Origin of the sequence: Variovorax sp. W2I14 (genome assembly GCF_050435205.1) — a bacterium.
GTDB lineage: Bacteria > Pseudomonadota > Gammaproteobacteria > Burkholderiales > Burkholderiaceae_C > Variovorax > Variovorax paradoxus_C.
This window is the reverse complement of record NZ_JBNDJX010000001.1, coordinates 1,048,287-1,066,315: the sequence shown is the minus strand read 5'-3', so window position 1 is coordinate 1,066,315 and position 18,029 is coordinate 1,048,287. Positions and strand designations below refer to the sequence as shown.

Sequence of the window (18,029 nt, the reverse complement as noted above, 5' to 3'; positions counted from 1 at the left end):
GCACCAAAGCCCCTTCTTCAGGCTCGCGAGAGCACCAATCAGGCCGAAGCGCTTTCTTCGACTTCGACGAATTCATCGCTGCTGCCTTCGGCAATGGCCTTGACCACGTCACCGCCGGCGCTGTTGCGGCCTTCGATGATCGCGTCGGCAATACCGCGCGCGTACAGCGTGACGGCCTTGGACGAGTCGTCGTTGCCGGGGATTACGTAGTCAATGCCTTCGGGCGAGTGGTTGGAGTCCACCACGCCGATCAGCGGAATGCCCAGCTTCTTGGCTTCGGCCACGGCGATCTTGTGGAAGCCCACGTCGATCACGAAGATGGCATCAGGCAAGGCAGCCATGTCCTGGATGCCGCCGATGTCCTTTTCGAGCTTCGCGATTTCACGCGAGAAGGTCAGCTGCTCTTTTTTGCTCAGGCTGTCGAGGCCGGCTTCTTGCTGGGCCTTCATGTCCTTCAGACGCTTGATCGAGGTCTTGACGGTCTTGAAGTTGGTCAGCATGCCGCCGAGCCAGCGGGTGTCGACGAAAGGCACTCCGGCGCGGCGGGCTTCTGCAGCGACGATTTCACGGGCCTGGCGCTTCGTGCCGACCATCAGGATCGTGCCGCGGTTGGCCGTGAGTTGCTTGGCGTACTTCATCGCGTCCTGGAACATCGGGAGCGACTTTTCCAGGTTGATGATGTGAATCTTGTTGCGATGGCCGAAGATGAACGGAGCCATCTTGGGGTTCCAGAAGCGGGTTTGGTGACCGAAATGGACACCGGCTTCCAGCATTTCGCGCATGGTGGTAGACATTAGAAATTACTCCAAAGGTTGGGTCTAAAATCCAGCCCGTTTTGCGCTCCTTTCGAATGGAGTCACAACACCTTGATTGGGCCGGTTTGCGGATGTGTTTGGCTGGATGCAACGGGAGCCGTCGCTCGACCAGCGAAACCCAAAGAGTATAGCACGGCCGCAGCCTCTCTTTCCCCTTGAAACCGAGCCGTCCGCGGCACCTGCAGCCACCCATGAACGACCTTCACGCCGCCCGTCTTACCCTTCAGGCAGGCGGCTCCGATGCACGCACCGAAATGGAGCGCGCCATCGAAATCTCTCAGTCCCCGGCCTGCGCCCACGTTTTCACCCGCACGATGTTCGACGAGGCCCGCCAGGGCGCCGCCGAAGCGAATCCTGAAAGCAGGCTCGCCGGACTCGCCTTCACGTCCAAAGACCTGTTCGACATCGCCGGCCAACCGACGCTCGCAGGATCCGTCGTCCTGTCCCATGCATCGGCGGCCAAAACCGATGCCGTTGCCGTGGCACGACTCCGCGCTGCGGGCGGCGTGCTCACTGGCCGTACCAACATGAGCGAGTTCGCCTTCTCGGGAGTGGGCGTCAATCCGCACCACGGCACGCCGGTCAACGTCAGCGACAAAGCCACCCCGCGCATCCCGGGCGGCTCCTCTTCCGGTGCGGCGATTTCGGTGGCCAGCGGCGCTGCCTTCATCGGCCTGGGCTCCGACACCGGTGGCTCGATCCGCATTCCGGCCGCGCTGAACGGCATCGTCGGTTTCAAGAACACGGCCCGCCTGGTGCCGGCCGACGGCGCGCTGCCGCTGTCGACCACGCTCGACACCGTCTGCGCCATGACGCGCTCGGTGCGCGATGCGATCACCGCGCACGAGATCCTCTCTGCCCGCCGCGTGACCGCCGGCACGGCGCCACTCGCCGCCTACAGGCTGGCCGTCGTGAAGAACGTCTTCTTCGACGGCATCGAGCCAGCCGTAGCTGCCGCCTTCGAACGCACGCTGAAAACGCTTCGCAGCGCCGGCGCCCGCATCAACGAAATCGAGTTACCCGAGCTGGCCGACCTGCAATCCATCAACGCCACGGGCGGCTTCTCGGCAGCCGAATCCCACGCCTGGCACCGCTTGCTGCTGGAGCGCAGCGGTGCGGGTTACGACCCGCGCGTGGCCCAGCGCATCCTGCGCGGCGCCACGATGAAGGCGCATGAATACATCGACCTCATCAACGCCCGCCGCGCCTGGATCGCCCGGGTCGAGACGGCGCTTGCGCCCTTCGACGCCGTGCTCTCGCCAACCGTGCCCATCACCGCGCCGTCGATCGCCAGCGTGGCGCCGGGCGCCGAGCGCGACGACGAATTCTTCCGCGTCAATGCGCTGCTGCTGCGCAACCCGTCGATCGTCAACATGCTCGACGGCTGCGCCCTCTCGTTGCCCTGCCACGCCGCCGGCGAATTGCCGGTCGGCCTGATGCTGTGGCACGCCGCGCTGCATGATGACGCCGTGCTCGCCATCGCCCTGCAGGCGGAGCGGGCGCTGCAAAACCAATAGCTGTCCACGCCGCCTCGCGGGCGTCAGCCGTCTCTTTTACCTCTGAACAATCAATGAAAATCGCGATCGTGGGCGCCGGCATCATCGGCGTCACCACCGCCTGGGAACTGGTCTCCGACGGCCATGAAGTGACCGTGTTCGAGCGCCGCGGCGCCGCGGCCGAAGAAGCCAGTTTCGCCAATGCCGGCGTCGTCGCGCCGGGCTACGTCACGCCGTGGGCTGCGCCGGGCATGCGCATGAAGGTGCTCCGCTCGCTGCTCTCCTCGCACGGCGCCATCAAGCTGCGCTGGCCGCTCGGCGCACGCGACCTCGGCTGGATGTCGCGCTGGCAAAAGGCCTGCAAGCTCGAGACCTACCTCGCCAACCGCGCCCGCATGCAGCGCCTCGCCTTCTACAGCCGCACCCGGCTGCACGAAGTGAGCGAGGCGCGCGAGCTCAGCTACGAGCGCAGCGACGGCTACCTGGTGCTGTTGCGCTCCAAGCGCGAGAAAAAGCTGATCCAGCCGGGCCTCGAGGTACTGCGCACGGCCGGCAGCGTGTTCCGCGAAGTCGACGCCGACGAAGCCCGCCGGATCGAACCCGCGCTCAATGCCGACACGCCGCTCGCGGGCGCCATCCACCTGCCGGAAGACGAAGTCGCCAACTGCCGCCAGTTCGCGCTGCTGCTCAAGTGGGAGGCCGAGGCGCTCGGCGCGCAGTTTCATTTCAACTGCGACATCGCGCCGCTCAGCCGCGCGGCACCCACCTCGCTGTCGCTTGCCAGCGGTTCGGAAGCGCTGCGCTTCGACGCTGTGATCGTCTGCGCGGGCCTCGACTCGGCAACCCTGCTTCGGCCGCTGGGCCTGCGAATTCCGCTCGCACCGGTCTATGGCCACTCGGTCAGCGCGCCGGTGCGCGAGCCGCTCAATGCACCGCGCAGCGCGGTGATGGACGAGCGCTACAAGGTCGCCATCTCGCGCCTGGGCCAACGTGTGCGCGTGGCCGGCAGCGCCGAGATCGGCGGCTCGCTCGACACGATGAATCCGGCCGCGATCCAGACGCTCTACAAGGTGCTGCACGACTGGTTTCCGGGCGCCGCGACGCTGCAATCGGGCGTGCAGCAATGGAAAGGCGCGCGGCCGATGCTCCCCGACGGCCCGCCGGTGCTGGGGGCGAGCGGCATCCCCGGCGTGTGGCTCAACCTCGGGCACGGCTCGAGCGGCTGGGCGCTGTCGTGCGGCAGCGCGCGCGTGCTGGGCGACCTGATCGGCGGACGCGACCCGGGCGTCGATCTCGAAGGCCTGGGCGTCGAACGGCTCAGTCTTTAGGGTCCCACCGACGAAGCATTTCCGGACTCGGCGGCAGCTCGACCGGCAGGTCGAGCTCCGCTGGCGGCCTGAGCTTCTCGGCGGTCCACGCCAGCAGCGCAGGTGCCACGAGCGCAAAGAAAACAAGGCACAGCAGATCGGCGCCCATCATCAGCCAATGCTGCATGGTGGAAAGCCCGTCGACCGGCAGATCGAACCATCGGATCACGCCGACGCCATAGGCGACACCTGCAACCCAGGCCACATCGCGCAGCGGCACCCAACGCCTCACTTCGGCGAGCAAGAAGGTGCCCCACACGAGGCCCAGCAAGCCGAGCGACCACGCCACGCCAGCGATCCATGCCAGCGTCGCGGCCACGAAAAAGACGATCCCCGCAAGCAGCAGGACCAGCAGCCAGCCAAGGCTCTTGAGCTTCATCCGTCGATCATAGGACGGCAAAATGCCTCGATGCACCGCATCACCCCCGCCACCGTCGCCGACCTGTTCGACATCGCGGCAACGCGTCGCATCGAACAGGCTGCAGCCGCCGCCCTGCCCGCCCACATGCTGATGCAGCGCGCCGGACTTGCCGTGGCGCGGCTCGCGATGTCGATCGCGCCGCATGCGCGCACGATCTGGATCGCCTGCGGTCCGGGCAACAACGGCGGCGATGGCTTCGAGGCCGCGGCGCAATTGCAGCATCGCGGCTTCATGCCGATCGTCACGTTCGTGGGCGACGAGCACCGCCTGCCGCCCGATGCCAAGGCATCGCTGCAGCGCGCCCGCGATGCCAGCGTCATCTTTGCGCCGAAGCCGCCCGCCGAATACGAGCTGGCGATCGATGCGCTGCTCGGCATCGGATCGACACGGCCGCCCGGAGGCGTGATGGCCGAGTGGCTGCGGGAGATGGATGCGAAAGGCCAGCCGGTGCTCAGCGTCGATGTGCCGTCCGGGCTGAACGCGGACACGGGCGTGCTGTCGGGCAGCACTGGAGCCCATGCGAACACGGCCCGCTTCTGCGTGACCTTCCTGACCTTGAAGCCCGGCCTCTTTACCGCGCACGGCCGCGATTCAGCAGGCACTGTGTGGTTCGACGACCTCGGCTTCGGTGGCACCGCCGAGCCGCCGACCGCCCGCCTGGCAGGCGCACCCAAGGCGCAGGCCCGCACCCACGCATCGCACAAGGGCAGCTACGGCGATGTCGCAGTGATCGGAGGAGCGTCGGGCATGGCGGGCGCCGCGTTGCTGGCCGGATCGGCCGCGCTGCATGCAGGGGCCGGCCGCGTATTCGTCGGGCTGCTCGATCCGAGCGCTGCGCCGGTGGACACAGCGCAACCCGAGTTGATGCTTCGCGACGCCAGCGCGCTCGACCTCTCGGGCATGACCGCAGTCTGCGGCTGCGGCGGTGGCACGGACGTTCGCTCGGCGCTGCCGCGCGTGCTGGCGACGGCTGCTGCCTTGGTGCTCGATGCCGACGCGCTCAACGCCATCGCCACCGACAGCGCATTGCAGACGCAACTGGCATCGCGTGCCCGGCGCGGAAGGCCGACCGTGATCACACCCCATCCGCTGGAAGCAGCGCGTCTGCTGGGTTGCACTGCCGGCGACGTTCAGGCGGATCGGCTGTCGGCGGCGCGCCAACTCGCATCGCGCTTCGACGTCGTCGCCGTGCTCAAGGGCTCGGGTACGGTGATCGCCGACGACAGCGGCGCGCCGGCGGTGCTCAACATCACAGGCAATGCGCGGCTTGCGACTGCCGGAACCGGCGATGTGCTGGCCGGCATGATCGGCGCCGCGCTGGCAGCGCAGCAACCGGCATTCGAGGCAGCATGCGAAGCCGTCTGGCGACATGGCCGCATCGCCGACACCTGGCCAACGAATGCGGCCCCGCTCACGGCTGGCACGCTGGCCCGCCAGGCGCCCTTCTGACAGCTTTTTAGCCGCGCCCGACGAAGGGCATCTTCGTCGCCATGATCGTGTGGAAGAGCACGTTGGCTTCCAGCGGCAGGTTCGCCATGTAGAGCACCGACTGGCCCACGATCTTCACGTCGATCAGCGGCTCGATCGCGAGTTCGCCGTTCGCTTGTGGCACACCCGTGGCCATGCGGGAAGCCAGCTCTGTCATCGCATTGCCAACGTCGACCTGGCCCACGGCAATGTCGTACTTGCGGCCATCGAGCGACGCGGTCTTGGTCAGCCCCTCGACCGCATGCTTGGTTGCCGTGTACGCAATCGAATTCGGACGCGGCGCAGTGGCCGAGATGGAGCCGTTGTTGATGATGCGGCCGCCCATCGGCACCTGCACCTTCATCGTGCGGAACGCCTGCTGGATGCAAAAGAACATGCCGGTGAGATTGATGTCGACCACGCCCTGCCACTGCGCGGGCGTCCAGTCCTCGAACGGGCCCGGCGGGTTGCCCACGCCGGCGTTGTTGAACAGGAGGTCGACGCGGCCGTAGCGCTCCACCGTGGCGGCGAAGAGCGACTGCACCGATTCGGCATTCGACACATCGGTCGGCACCGCGAAGGCGCGCGCACCGGCGCCCGACTCCTCGGCCACCTGCTCCAGCGGTTCGAGACGACGGCCCGCAAGGACCACGCTCCATCCATCGCCCAGCAGCGCCAGCGCAGCGGCCCGGCCGATGCCGGAACCCGCACCCGTGACGATCGCGATGCGGGCCTTGTTGTTGCTTTCAACGCTCATGCTCAATGTCTCCTTCTAGTCTTGTTTGTATCTGGGGATTGCCACGCGTCATCCGCGGCGGGGCTTGCGCCCCTTCATCTTGTTGGCGGCTTTCTTGACCGCCGACTTGAAGGCCTGCATCGCCGACTGCGGCCCGGCGGCAACTGCAGCCGTACTGCGCTCCGCCCGCTGGTCGCTGGTGGCCGCCTCTGCCTTGTGGCGCGAGCCGCGCTTGGCCGATGCCTTGACCGGCACGCCGGATGCGGCACCCTTGTCCTTCATGGCCCGCGTCGTCAGGTCTTCGCCTTCGCGGACGAGGCGGAAGTCGATCTTGCGGCCGTCCAGATCGACGCGGCTCACCTGCACCCGCACCCTCGTGCCGATGGCATAGCGGATACCGGTGCGCTCGCCGCGCAGTTCCTGGCGCATCTCGTCGAATTTGAAGTATTCGCCGCCGAGCTCGGTGATGTGCACCAGGCCCTCGACGTACATCGCGTCGAGCGTGACGAAGATGCCGAAGGTGGTGGCCGCACTGACCACGCCGCCGTATTCCTCGCCCAGATGCTCGCGCATGTACTTGCATTTGAGCCAGGCCTCGACGTCACGGCTGGCCTCGTCGGCGCGGCGTTCGTTGGCGCTGCAGTGCAGGCCCGCGGCCTCCCACGCCAGCACTTCCTTGGTCGGCGCGATGGTCGCCTTCTGCGGCTTGGTGGTCGGCGCCTTCACGCGCGAAGCGAGCCGCTTGGCCAGCTTGGCGTGCGCCTCGCCCGGGGTCGGCAGCATCGGCAGCTGGTAGCGCGTCTTGGTGAGGATCGCCTTGATCACACGGTGCACCAGCAGGTCGGGATAGCGACGGATCGGGCTGGTGAAATGCGTGTACGCCTCGTAAGCCAGACCGAAGTGGCCGCTGTTGAACGGCGTGTAGATCGCCTGCTGCATCGAACGAAGCAGCATCGTGTGGATCTGCTGCGCGTCGGGGCGCTCCTTGGTGGCTTCGGCAATCGCCTGGAACTCGCCGGGCTTCGGATCGTCGGTGATGCTGAGGCCCACGCCCATGGCCTTGAGGTAGCCGCGCAGGATTTCTTTTTTCTCCGGCGTCGGACCTTCGTGCACGCGGAACAGGCCCGGGTGCTTGCCTTCGGCAATGAAGTCGGCGCTGCAGACGTTGGCCGCAAGCATCGCTTCTTCGATGAGCCGATGCGCTTCGTTGCGCGTGCGCGGCACGATCTTCTCGATGCGGCCGGCGTCGTCGCAGATGATCTGCGTCTCGGTGGTTTCGAAGTCGACCGCGCCGCGCTTGCCGCGCTGCTTGAGCAGGGCCTTGTAGACGTCGGCGAGGTTCAGCAGGTCTTTGACGCGGTCCTTGCGTTTCGCAGCCTCGGGGCCGCGCGTGTTGCCGAGGATTGCAGCCACCTCGGTGTACGTGAAGCGCGCGTGGCTGAACATCACGGCCGGGTAGAACTGGTACGCGTAGATCTCGCCATCGGCGGCCACGAGCATGTCGCACACCATGCAGAGGCGTTCGACCTCGGGGTTCAGCGAGCAAAGGCCGTTCGACAGCTTCTCGGGCAGCATCGGAATGACGCGGCGCGGGAAGTAGACGCTGGTGGCGCGGTCGTAGGCATCGATGTCGATCGCCGAGCCGGTCCGCACATAGGCGCTGACGTCGGCAATCGCGACGAGCAATCGCCAGCCCTTGCCGCGGCCCACCTTGGCGGGTTCACAGTACACGGCATCGTCGAAGTCGCGGGCGTCTTCGCCATCGATGGTGACGAGCGGGATGTCGGTGAGGTCGACGCGTCCCTTCTTGTCGGCAGGGCGAACCTTCTCGGGCAAGGCCTTGGCCTCGCCCAGGCATTCCGCGGAAAACTCATGCGGCACGCCGTACTTGCGCACGGCGATCTCGATCTCCATGCCGGGGTCGTCGATCTCGCCCAACACTTCTTTCACACGGCCGACGGGTTGGCCGAAAAGCGCGGGCGGCTCGGTGAGCTGCACCACAACCACCTGGCCCACCTTGGCGGGACCGGTCGCCCCCTTGGGAATCAGGACGTCCTGCCCATAGCGCTTGTCTTCAGGGGCTACGAGCCAGATGCCGCCCTCGTGCAACAGGCGGCCGATGATCGGTTGCTCGGGACGCTCGACGATCTCGACCACGCGCCCTTCGGGACGCCCGCGGCGGTCTTGGCGCACGACTCGCGCCTTGACGCGGTCCTTGTGCAACACCGCGCGCATCTCGTTCGGGGGCAGGTAGATGTCTGCCTCGCCGTCATCGCGTTGCACGAAGCCGTGACCGTCGCGATGTCCTTGAACAGTGCCTTCGAATTCGTCCAGCAAGCCGCTGGAATTGACATTATTTTTGATATGATCTCCTTCTTTCCTGAAATTCAAAACGTACTTGCTTTCGCAGGTATGTGGGCCCAGATGGCGGAATTGGTAGACGCACTAGTTTCAGGTACTAGCGAGTAACATCGTGGAGGTTCGAGTCCTCTTCTGGGCACCAAGTTTAAACAGACCCTCATCGGGTCTTTCGATTCAAGCCACCGGTCTCCGGTGGCTTTTTTCTTGCCCGCTCGAGTTAGAGCCGGCACAGAGCAACCCACGAATTCCTTCGTTGCGGCGAAATTGCAGCATTCGATTTGGTATACTCGTAGGCTTTCCTGAAATGCCCAGATGGCGGAATTGGTAGACGCACTAGTTTCAGGTACTAGCGAGTAACATCGTGGAGGTTCGAGTCCTCTTCTGGGCACCAGAGTCAAGCAGACCCCTACCGGGTCTTTCGAATGAAGCCACCGGCATCCGGTGGCTTTTTTCTTGCCCGTTCGAATCATCAAACAGGCAGCGCGATCAGGTCATGTCCCTCGGCGCCCACGATGCGCGCGCGGGTGAACTCACCGACCTTCAGCGTCTTGCTGATCTTCTCGGGTGGCAGAAGCCGCACGGTGCCGTCGATCTCGGGGGCATCGGCATAGGTGCGGCCCACGCCGCCCTTGCGACCCATGCCGGGCGCCGAATCGACCAGCACCTGCATCGTCGCGCCAATACGGCGTTGCAGCTTGGCGATTGACACGGCTTCGGCCACTTCCATGAAACGGGCGCGACGCGCTTCGCGCTCGGCCTCGGGCAGCATGCCCGGAATGTCGTTGGCGGTGGCGCCTTCGACCGGGCTGTAGGCAAAGCAACCGGCGCGATCGATTTCAGCCTCGCGGATGAAGTCGAGCAGATGCTCGAATTCCTGCTCCGTCTCACCGGGGAAGCCGGCGATGAAAGTACTACGGATCACAAGCTCCGGGCACACCTCGCGCCAACGCGCGAGTCGCTCCAGATTCTTCTCGCCGCTCGCGGGACGCTTCATGCGCTTGAGCACATCGGGATGGCTGTGCTGCAGTGGCACGTCGAGGTACGGCAGCACCTGGCCGCTCGCCATCAACGGGATGATTTCGTCGACGCTCGGGTACGGATACACGTAGTGCAGGCGAACCCAGGCACCGTAAGGCTCGGCGATTTCGCCAAGCGTGCGCACCAGTTCAAGCATGCGGGTCTTGACCGGCTTGCCATCCCAGAAACCGGTGCGGTACTTCACGTCGACGCCGTAGGCGGAAGTATCCTGGCTGATCACCAGCAGCTCTTTCACGCCGCCTTCGAAGAGGGCCTTGGCCTCGCCGAGCACATCACCCACCGGCCGCGACACGAGGTCGCCGCGCATCGACGGAATGATGCAGAAGGTGCAGCGGTGATTGCAGCCTTCGCTGATCTTCAAGTACGCATAGTGGCGTGGCGTCAGCTTGAGGCCGGCAATGCCGAAAGTGCTCGGCACCAGGTCGATGAACGGATCGTGCGGCTTGGGCAGATTGGCATGTACCGCATCCATCACTTCTTGGGTGGCATGCGGACCGGTGACGGCCAGCACGCTCGGGTGCATCTGGCGCACCAGATTGCCGCCCTGGTCGCCGGTCTTGGCACCCAGGCAGCCGGTGACGATCACACGGCCGTTCTCGGCCAGCGCTTCACCGATGGTGTCGAGGCTTTCCTTCACGGCATCGTCGATGAAGCCGCAGGTGTTGACGATCACCAGATCGGCACCTTCGAAAGTCTTGGAGGTTTGATAACCCTCGGCGCTCAGCCGGGTCAGGATCAATTCTGAATCTGTAAGGGCCTTGGGGCAGCCAAGGCTCACAAAGCCGACCTTGGGGGCGGTCGACGTGGTCGTTCGTTCGGGGGAGGCAACTTCGCTCATATGCCTCTATTGTCCCAGCTATCGGTGACAACCGGGCAATCATTGGGCAAGCCCCGTCTCGGCCATGCCCGGCGGCGCTCAGGGACGCTTGATGCCAAAGGCCCCCAGCACCTGCTCGGTATTTTTCTGCATCTGTTCCTGCATCTGCAGGAAGACATTCTTCGATTGCTCCACGTAGTTGCCCATGAGGCCCTGGAGCATCGGCGACTGCATGGTCATGAATTTCGACCACATCTCGGGCGTCAGGCCCTCGGCCTTGTCGGCGAGTTGGGCCTGCACTTCGGTCATCGCCTGGATATTCTTCTCGAGGTAGGGCCCCATGTAGCCCTGCATCGCCTGACCATAGAAACGGATGATGTTGGCCAGCACCTGTTCGGTAAACATCGGGGCGCCGCCCGCCTCTTCTTCCAGGATGATCTGCAGCAGGATGCTGCGCGTGAGGTCGTCGCCAGTCTTGGCATCGCGCACCACGAACTGGGCATTCTGGATGACCAGCTGCTTCACCTCGGTCAGCGTGATGTACGTGGATGTCTCGGTGTCGTAGAGCCTTCGGTTGGGGTACTTCTTGATCACACGCTGTACCGGCTTGACCCCGGACTTCTTGCTCTGCACTGCGGACTCCTTCACATGGACGCCCATGTCATCGGATGATTCTAGGGAGCGGTTTTGCTGCATCGCGACAAGGTTTACCCTGACCGCGCGCCACACTTCAGCCGCGCGATGTCGCGTACTCGGCGCCACATGCATGGCAGGCGGCTGTTTCGGGGCGTTCTTCGGTCGCCTCGCGAAAGCGAAGCGGACTCTTGTGACCATAGACCACCCAGCATCGCGGGCAGTGTTCTTGCCCCGCGGTCGGCAGATAGGCGCGGGCGCGCTGTTCGGCGCGCTCCTCGGTCACCGCCACGCCTTGCCGGAGAGCCCGCGCCACTTCGCGCGCTGCCATGGTGTCGGTGCGACCGCCTGCATGGTCGTTGATGCCATAGACCGCGCGCGCAAACTCGATGGGGGCCTGCCGCAACAGCGCGGCAACGCGTGCGCCAACATGAGCCCGATCAACCAGCGTTGATCGCGTATTCATCGGATCGCTTGTCAAGAAATTGGGAGTGAGATTGCAGAACGGCCAAGGTAGCACAACAACATGGCTATGGTCTTTTTCTGCATCACCACAAGGACGATTGAAACACCGGGGAACCCGGTGAAAGCTCTGCTCAACAGACCCGGTGGTTGGCCGGAAGTTGAAACAGAAATTGGTAGGCGCGATTGGACTCGAACCAACGACCCCCACCATGTCAAGGTGGTGCTCTAACCAGCTGAGCTACGCGCCTAAGGATGTGTCCGAGAAGCAGCTATTGTAGCAGGAGAAAACACGCTTTTTAGCGGCGACGTGCAGATCGCACACCAACAACTGCAGTGACGATGCCGAGCACCTGCGTCAATCGTGCTGCATCGGCGATTTCCACAGTGAACGTCATCCACGCCGTGCCCTTCACCGATTGCGTCTGCACACCGATCACATTCATCTTTTCTCGAGCGAACACATCGGAGATATCGCGCAGCAGGCCTTGGCGGTCGGCCGCTTCGACAGCGACATCGACCGCATAGACCGGCGCATCGCCCCCCTTCTTCGTCGCACCCCATTCGACATCGATCACACGTTCGCCATCGCGCGTGGCCATCATGCGGAAGTTGCTGCAATCGCTGCGGTGCACGCTGACGCCGTGGCCGCGTGTCACGAAGCCGCTGATGGCATCGGGCGGCGCAGGCTTGCAGCACTTCGCGAGCTGCGTCATCAGCGACGACACGCCCACCACCAGCACGCCGCCCTTGCCGGACTTTTCGCTGCCGCGCGACTTCTTGATCTGCACGCCGTCGTCGGGGTTCGGTGCCGGCTCCGGCGGACGCAGCAGCGTCTCGATGTTGCGCAGGGAGAACTCGTCCTTGCCCACCACTTCGAACAGATGGTCCGCCGACTTGAAGCCGAGCTGCGAAGCCAGGTCCTCGAGCCGCATGGCCGTCTTGCCTTCACGCTGCAGCAGCTTCTCTACCGCTTCGCGTCCGCGTGCGACGGTCTCGTGCGTGATCTGCGCGTTGAACCATGCGCGCACCTTGGCACGCGCGCGGTGACTTGCCAGATAACCCAGTTCGGCATTGAGCCAATCGCGCGACGGGCCGCCTTCCTTGGCTGCAATGATCTCGACTGTCTGCCCATTCGACAGCGGCGTATTGAGCGGCACCATGGCGCCATCGACGCGCGCACCGCGGCAGCGATGGCCCAGCGTGGTGTGCACCGTATAGGCAAAGTCCACCGGCGTCGCGCCCTGCGGCAACTCGACGATGGCTGCATCGGGCGTCAGCACATAGATGCGGTCGTCGAACAGGCCCTGCCCCTGCAAGCCGCCCGAGAGATCGCGCTCCCATGCCAGCAGTTGACGCAGCACCGCGATCTTCGCGTCGTACTCGCCGCTCGCCCAGACGCCCGCATAGCCCTTGTGCCCTGCTTCCTTGTAGGCCCAGTGCGCGGCCACGCCATGCTCGGCGTGATCGTGCATTTCTTCCGTGCGGATCTGGATCTCGATCGGCTTGCCCGGCTTGCCGTCGACCAGCTCGCGCACCACCGTGTGCAGCGACTGGTAGCCGTTCGGCTTGGGCCGCGCGATGTAGTCGTCGAACTCCTCGTCGATCGGCTGGAAATGCGTGTGCACCCAAGCGAGCGCCGCATAGCAGTCCTTCACGTCCGCCACCACCACGCGCAGCGCGAGGATGTCGAACACCTGCGCGAAGTCGAGCGACTTGCCGCGCATCTTCTTCACGATGCTGTAGATGTTCTTGGGCCGCCCCTGCACCGTGGCGTGCACGCCCTCGGCCTGCAGTTCGCGTTCGAGTTCCGAGCGCAATTGCTCGATGTGGCCTTCACGCTCGATGCGTTTTTCGTCGAGCAGGCGCGCAATCAGCTTATAGGTTTCAGGCTCGATGAAGCGGAACGAAAGATCCTCGATCTCCCACTTCACCTGCCAGATGCCCAGCCGGTTGGCCAGCGGCGCGAACACCTGCAGCGACTCGCGCGCCACGCTCTCGGGCGCCGGCTGCTTGCTGGCCGCCGCATGGCGCAAGGTCTGAAGGCGCGACGCAAGCCGCAGCATCACGACACGCAGATCGCGCGAGAACGCCAGCAGCATCTTGCGCACGTTCTCGGTTTGCGCACCGGCGCCCTCGATGTGATGCCCCTGCGACGCCGATCGGGCCTGCTCCTGCACGCGCACCAGCTTGGTGGTCTCGACCGCGAGCGCCGCGAAGTTGTCGCCGAACACCTTGGCGATCACTTCCTGTGGCCGGTTCAGGTGCTGGCACGAATAGACGAGATAGCTCGCCGCCTGCATGGCCTCGGAGCCGCCCATCTTCGCGACGATGGCGGCCACCGCATCGGCATGCGCCAGAGTGTTCTCGCCGGTGTCGAGTTTTTCATCGGCGATCAGCGGTTCGGCAAATGCGCGGGCGCGCGCGAGCATGTTCTCGATCACCGGCGTGCGATCGGCGGTTGCCGCGGACAACGGGTAGTCGACCACGGCGGTATCGGACAGGGGTGCCGTGTGCAGGCTCGATGACTCGCGCTTCACGCTTTCACCCCATCAGTCGAACAGAAAGGAAGTGACGACGGCGACCTGCGCGGGATCGATGAAGGTCGGCGCATGGCCCACGCCTTCGAACTCGACCAACGCTGCCTTCGGGCCGCGTTGCGTCATGGCTTGTGCCGTTTCGCGCGAGAGCAAGTCCGAATCGGCACCGCGCGTCACCAATGTGCGCGCGGTGATGGCGTCGTACAGGCTCCACATGATCGCGCCGCCCTGTGCCGCCGCTTCGGGTGTGATGGCGCGTAGCGCCACGGCGATGGCCGGGTCGTAATGCAGCAGCCACTGGCCATCGCCCGCGTCGTTGCCGGCTTCGATCTTGGCGGCACCATCGGCCGCGCGCTGCGAAGCGGGCACCACCATGTGCTGCGAGAGCGCGAGCCATTGCTCGGGCGTGTGCGGACCGAAGCTGGTCGAGATTGCCCACATCGCATCGGCCGCTTCTTTCACGCTGCTGTAGCGACCGCCCTGCCCCACATAGGCTGCGATGCGCTGAAGCGCGACAGGCTCGATCGTTGGACCGACATCGTTCGCGATGAAGCGGCGCACTGGCCGCGCGAGCGGCAGTTCCTTGTGACCCGCCAACACGAAGCCGATCAGCCCGCCCATGCTGGTGCCGAAATAGTCGAGCGTGTCGATCGCCTGTTCGCGTTGCAGCTGGGCAATGAGCGCCACCATGTCTGCCGCGTAGACCGGCACTTGATAAAAGGCGGGATCGCGCAGCCAGTCGCTGCGCCCGCGCCCCACGACGTCGGGGCAGACCACCCGCACATTGCCACCCGCGCGCGTCACGATGGCCTGTGCCAGCACGTCGAAGTCCCGACCCTGCCGCGTGAGCCCGTGCACGCAGACCACGACATGCGCGCTGCGCTCGTCGCCCCATTGCCAATAGGCCATGCGATGGCCGCCTTGGGCGTCGTCGCATGCCACGTAATGAAGCGTCGGTTCGGTCATGAAAACGGGGAGGTCGTGGTGCGGATAATGGTCTCGTTGCATCGTAATTCATCCGGAGATTGATCTTCATGCTCAAAGGCAAAACCGCGCTTGTCACGGGGTCCACAAGCGGCATTGGCTTCGCCATTGCCAAGTCGCTCGCCCAGCAAGGCGCACACATCGTGCTCAACGGCTTCGGCGATGCCGAAACGCCCAAGTCCCAGATCGAAGCGCTCGGCGTTCGCGCCGAGTACCACGGCGCCGACATGAGCAAACCCGGCGAGATCGAGGACATGATGAAGTTCGCCGCATCGAAGTTCGGCCGCGTCGACATCCTCGTGAACAACGCCGGCATCCAACACGTTGCCAAGGTCGAGGACTTCCCGGTCGAACGTTGGGACGCGATCATCGCGATCAACCTCACCAGCGCATTCCACACGACGCGCCTCGCCATCCCGGCGATGCGCGAAGCCAACTGGGGCCGCATCATCAACGTCGCATCGGCGCATGGCCTCGTGGCCTCGGCGCAGAAGTCAGCCTATGTCGCCGCGAAGCACGGCATCATAGGCTTCACCAAGTCGGTCGCGCTCGAAACCGCGACCACCGGCATCACCAGCAACGCGATCTGCCCGGGCTGGGTGCTGACGCAGCTCGTGCAAAAACAGATCGACGACCGCTCGGCCCGCGAAGGCATCTCGGCCACGCAGGCGCAAAACGATCTGCTGGGGGAGAAGCAGCCCTCGCTGCAGTTCACGACGGTCGAACAACTCGGCGGACTCGCGGTCTTCCTGTGCTCGCCGGCAGCCGACCAGGTGCGCGGCGTGGCCTGGCAAATGGACGGCGGCTGGACAGCGCAATAAAGCGCCGTCCAGCGGGGCCTGCGCTCTTTACTTGAGCTGCACCGACCCCGACACGTTCACGATCACGCTGGTCTTGCCGGCTTCGACCGGCACGGCCGAATCGGCCGAGAACGACTTGGCCTGCATCGCCATCACCCGCGGACGCGGCCCACCGTCGTTCGCGTTCACCGACACCTCGCGCAGCGTGTAGCCGCCGAAGCCAAAGCCCTTGGCCAGCTCGTTGGCCTTCTGCTTGAAGTTCTCGATTGCGATGTTCTGGGCTTCGGTCTCGGTCTTGGCACGCTGCTCGCGGCTCAGGCCGAAACCGACGTTGCCCACGCTGAGCGTGGTGATGCGGCCGGCCGTCTGCGTGATGCGCGGAAAGTCACGGCCTTCGAGCACCAGTTCGGTCGACCCCTGCCAGCCGTTGATCTTGCCGTCCTTGGTGTAGCGCGGCGAGAGGCTGAAGTTGCCGGTGCGCACGTCGAGCTGACCAGTCTGGGCGTTCTTCTTGGCTTCGGTCAGCGCGGCATCGAGCGCGGCCTTGAGCTGGGTCTGCACCGTGGCCGCATCGGTCGCGTCGCGGGTGGTCACGAGCGTCATGCTCAACAGGTCCTGCTGGACCTCGACCGTGCCGGAAGCGGTGAGCTGCAGCACGTTCTGCGGTGCCGGGGTGACCACGTTCTGGGCCAGCGCGGAACCGGCGGCGGCCAGGGCGGCGCAAACCGCGAGCAATTTGATTTTTTTCAAGACAAGGGACTCCCTAGATTGATGGCGAGGAACGCCCGCGCCGAGGCGCTCAGTGGCGCTGGCTGCGCGGCACGTTCAGCGCACGGGCGGCGGGCATCGGAGCCGGCGAGATCCGCTCGGCTGGCTGCGATTCTGCCGAATTCGCCATGGCGCCCACGCCTGGCGGCATCCACTGCCCCCGGATCTGCTGCCGCAGCTCGAACAGTTCCCCGGCGGTCAGGCGTCTGCCGGCGGCGGCTTCCTCACGTCGGATTTCCTCTCGCTGCGCCGCCCGGTGGGCGGCCACGGCATTCCGCACTTCGCTGCGGCGTACCTCGCCGACCCTGAAAAAGTCACCAGAAACCGCCCATGTGGAACCACAGGCGCAGAAAAGGAGCAATGGCAGTGCGGAAAAAGGAAGTCTCATCGAGTGTTGGTCATGAAGGCAGGGGAACTTTGCCACCGCTGCGCTAACGTCGGATGACCAGAGGGCGAGCTTCCGCAAGTTTTGTAACTTAGTGTCAAACCATAAGTAAATCCGGCTCGATGGGGTGCTAACGCCTTCAGAATCGGCGCTGTTACAAATTCAACGTTGTAGAAATGACTCAAGTTCCCGCTCGCACCGACAAGATCGTGATCGTCGACGACGACGCCCGCATCCGTGACCTCCTTCGCCGCTACCTGACCCAGGAAGGTTTCGAAGTGATCGTGGCCGAGGACGGCAAGGCGCTCAACCGCATCCTGTTGCGCGACACGGTCGACCTGATCGTGCTCGACCTGATGATGCCCGGCGAAGACGGGCTCTCCGTCTGCCGGCGCCTTCGCGCCGCCAACGACCGCACGCCGATCATCATGCTCACCGCCAAGGGCGAAGACGTGGACCGCATCGTCGGCCTGGAAGTCGGCGCCGACGACTACCTCGGCAAGCCCTTCAACCCCCGCGAACTGCTGGCCCGCGTGCACGCCGTGCTGCGCCGCCGTCCGCCGCTCGAGGCACCCGGCGCGCCCTCCACCGAGAACGAGACCGTCACCTTCGGCCCGTTCGCCTTCGATCTCGGCTCGCGCACGCTCAAGAAGGACGGCGAAGAGCTCTCGCTGACCACCGGCGAATTCGCGATGCTGAAGGCGCTGGTGCGCCATCCGCGCCAGCCGCTGTCGCGCGAAAAGCTCGCGCAGCTGGCCCGTGGCCGCGAGTTCGAGCCCTTCGACCGCAGCCTGGATGTGCAGATCTCGCGGCTGCGCAAGCTGGTGGAGTCCGACGCCGCGGCGCCGCGCTACATCCAGACCGTCTGGGGCGTGGGCTACGTGTTCGTGCCGGACGGCACGGCCTGAGCCGCCGCTGAGAGGTGGCCATCGGCCCATC

At 65.0% G+C, this 18,029-nt stretch carries 16 protein-coding genes and 3 tRNA genes; 7 read left to right on the top strand and 12 right to left on the bottom strand.

Annotated elements, in window-relative coordinates:
* Window positions 1–38 precede the first annotated feature (38 nt).
* On the bottom strand, window positions 39–794 hold the full coding sequence (gene rpsB / locus QF040_RS05020; RefSeq protein WP_013541740.1) for a 30S ribosomal protein S2: 756 nt from the start codon (window positions 792–794) through the stop codon (window positions 39–41).
* Window positions 795–1,006: 212 nt separating this feature from the next.
* Between rpsB and QF040_RS05015 the strand changes: the two genes are divergently transcribed.
* Together QF040_RS05015 and QF040_RS05010 are read left to right on the top strand one after the other, a co-directional pair.
* The gene (locus QF040_RS05015) at window positions 1,007–2,332 is read left to right on the top strand and encodes an amidase (RefSeq protein WP_429610093.1); all 1,326 of its coding nucleotides are present in this window, start codon (window positions 1,007–1,009) and stop codon (window positions 2,330–2,332) included.
* Between the two features lie 53 nt (window positions 2,333–2,385).
* Window positions 2,386–3,639: a D-amino acid dehydrogenase gene (locus QF040_RS05010; protein WP_429610092.1), complete on the top strand. Its 1,254-nt coding sequence runs from the start codon at window positions 2,386–2,388 to the stop codon at window positions 3,637–3,639.
* On the opposite strand, the gene QF040_RS05005 is transcribed toward QF040_RS05010, so the two are convergent.
* On the bottom strand, window positions 3,629–4,057 hold the full coding sequence (locus QF040_RS05005) for a hypothetical protein (RefSeq protein ID WP_429610091.1): 429 nt from the start codon (window positions 4,055–4,057) through the stop codon (window positions 3,629–3,631). The two genes, QF040_RS05010 and QF040_RS05005, sit on opposite strands and share 11 nt — an antisense overlap.
* A 30-nt stretch (window positions 4,058–4,087) precedes the next feature.
* On the opposite strand from QF040_RS05005, the gene QF040_RS05000 reads away from it, so the two are divergent.
* A complete protein-coding gene (locus tag QF040_RS05000; RefSeq protein ID WP_429610090.1) occupies window positions 4,088–5,548 on the top strand; it encodes an NAD(P)H-hydrate dehydratase in 1,461 nt (486 codons plus the stop codon).
* A gap of 7 nt (window positions 5,549–5,555) precedes the next feature.
* Here the strand turns inward: QF040_RS05000 and QF040_RS04995 are convergent, their stop codons facing one another.
* Together QF040_RS04995 and rnr are read right to left on the bottom strand one after the other, a co-directional pair.
* A complete protein-coding gene (locus tag QF040_RS04995; protein WP_429610089.1) occupies window positions 5,556–6,323 on the bottom strand; it encodes an SDR family oxidoreductase in 768 nt (255 codons plus the stop codon).
* A gap of 48 nt (window positions 6,324–6,371) precedes the next feature.
* Window positions 6,372–8,639: a ribonuclease R gene (gene rnr / locus QF040_RS04990; protein ID WP_429610087.1), complete on the bottom strand. Its 2,268-nt coding sequence runs from the start codon at window positions 8,637–8,639 to the stop codon at window positions 6,372–6,374.
* Window positions 8,640–8,720: 81 nt separating this feature from the next.
* Here rnr and QF040_RS04985 point away from each other — a divergent pair.
* Window positions 8,721–8,805: transfer RNA gene (locus QF040_RS04985), tRNA-Leu, on the top strand.
* Window positions 8,806–8,969: 164 nt separating this feature from the next.
* Window positions 8,970–9,054: transfer RNA gene (locus tag QF040_RS04980), tRNA-Leu, on the top strand.
* Between the two features lie 78 nt (window positions 9,055–9,132).
* On the opposite strand, the gene rimO is transcribed toward QF040_RS04980, so the two are convergent.
* The 6 genes from rimO to QF040_RS04950 form a co-directional block, all read right to left on the bottom strand.
* Window positions 9,133–10,539, bottom strand: a complete 1,407-nt coding sequence (rimO, locus tag QF040_RS04975) for a 30S ribosomal protein S12 methylthiotransferase RimO (RefSeq protein WP_429610086.1) — start codon at window positions 10,537–10,539, stop codon at window positions 9,133–9,135.
* Between the two features lie 78 nt (window positions 10,540–10,617).
* Window positions 10,618–11,178, bottom strand: a complete 561-nt coding sequence (phaR, locus tag QF040_RS04970; protein ID WP_013541748.1) for a polyhydroxyalkanoate synthesis repressor PhaR — start codon at window positions 11,176–11,178, stop codon at window positions 10,618–10,620.
* Window positions 11,179–11,248: 70 nt separating this feature from the next.
* Window positions 11,249–11,632 carry a hypothetical protein gene (locus QF040_RS04965; RefSeq protein WP_429610085.1) on the bottom strand — a complete coding sequence of 128 codons (384 nt, stop codon included), beginning with the start codon at window positions 11,630–11,632 and terminating at the stop codon, window positions 11,249–11,251.
* Window positions 11,633–11,787: 155 nt separating this feature from the next.
* A tRNA-Val gene (locus tag QF040_RS04960) sits at window positions 11,788–11,864 on the bottom strand.
* 48 nt (window positions 11,865–11,912) lie between these two features.
* Window positions 11,913–14,102: a RelA/SpoT family protein gene (locus tag QF040_RS04955; RefSeq protein ID WP_307645100.1), complete on the bottom strand. Its 2,190-nt coding sequence runs from the start codon at window positions 14,100–14,102 to the stop codon at window positions 11,913–11,915.
* Between the two features lie 63 nt (window positions 14,103–14,165).
* Window positions 14,166–15,161 (bottom strand): alpha/beta fold hydrolase, encoded by a 996-nt coding sequence (locus QF040_RS04950; RefSeq protein ID WP_429610084.1) that lies wholly within the window; start codon window positions 15,159–15,161, stop codon window positions 14,166–14,168.
* Window positions 15,162–15,187: 26 nt separating this feature from the next.
* On the opposite strand from QF040_RS04950, the gene QF040_RS04945 reads away from it, so the two are divergent.
* Entirely contained in the window at window positions 15,188–15,958 is a 771-nt protein-coding gene (locus tag QF040_RS04945) for a 3-hydroxybutyrate dehydrogenase (protein WP_429610083.1), read from the top strand.
* A gap of 27 nt (window positions 15,959–15,985) precedes the next feature.
* On the opposite strand, the gene QF040_RS04940 is transcribed toward QF040_RS04945, so the two are convergent.
* The gene (locus QF040_RS04940; RefSeq protein WP_013541752.1) at window positions 15,986–16,687 is read right to left on the bottom strand and encodes an SIMPL domain-containing protein; all 702 of its coding nucleotides are present in this window, start codon (window positions 16,685–16,687) and stop codon (window positions 15,986–15,988) included.
* Window positions 16,688–16,736: 49 nt separating this feature from the next.
* The gene (locus QF040_RS04935; protein WP_429610082.1) at window positions 16,737–17,093 is read right to left on the bottom strand and encodes a hypothetical protein; all 357 of its coding nucleotides are present in this window, start codon (window positions 17,091–17,093) and stop codon (window positions 16,737–16,739) included.
* A gap of 173 nt (window positions 17,094–17,266) precedes the next feature.
* On the opposite strand from QF040_RS04935, the gene ompR reads away from it, so the two are divergent.
* Window positions 17,267–17,998 (top strand): two-component system response regulator OmpR, encoded by a 732-nt coding sequence (gene ompR, locus QF040_RS04930; RefSeq protein ID WP_007837017.1) that lies wholly within the window; start codon window positions 17,267–17,269, stop codon window positions 17,996–17,998.
* Window positions 17,999–18,029 lie beyond the last annotated feature (31 nt).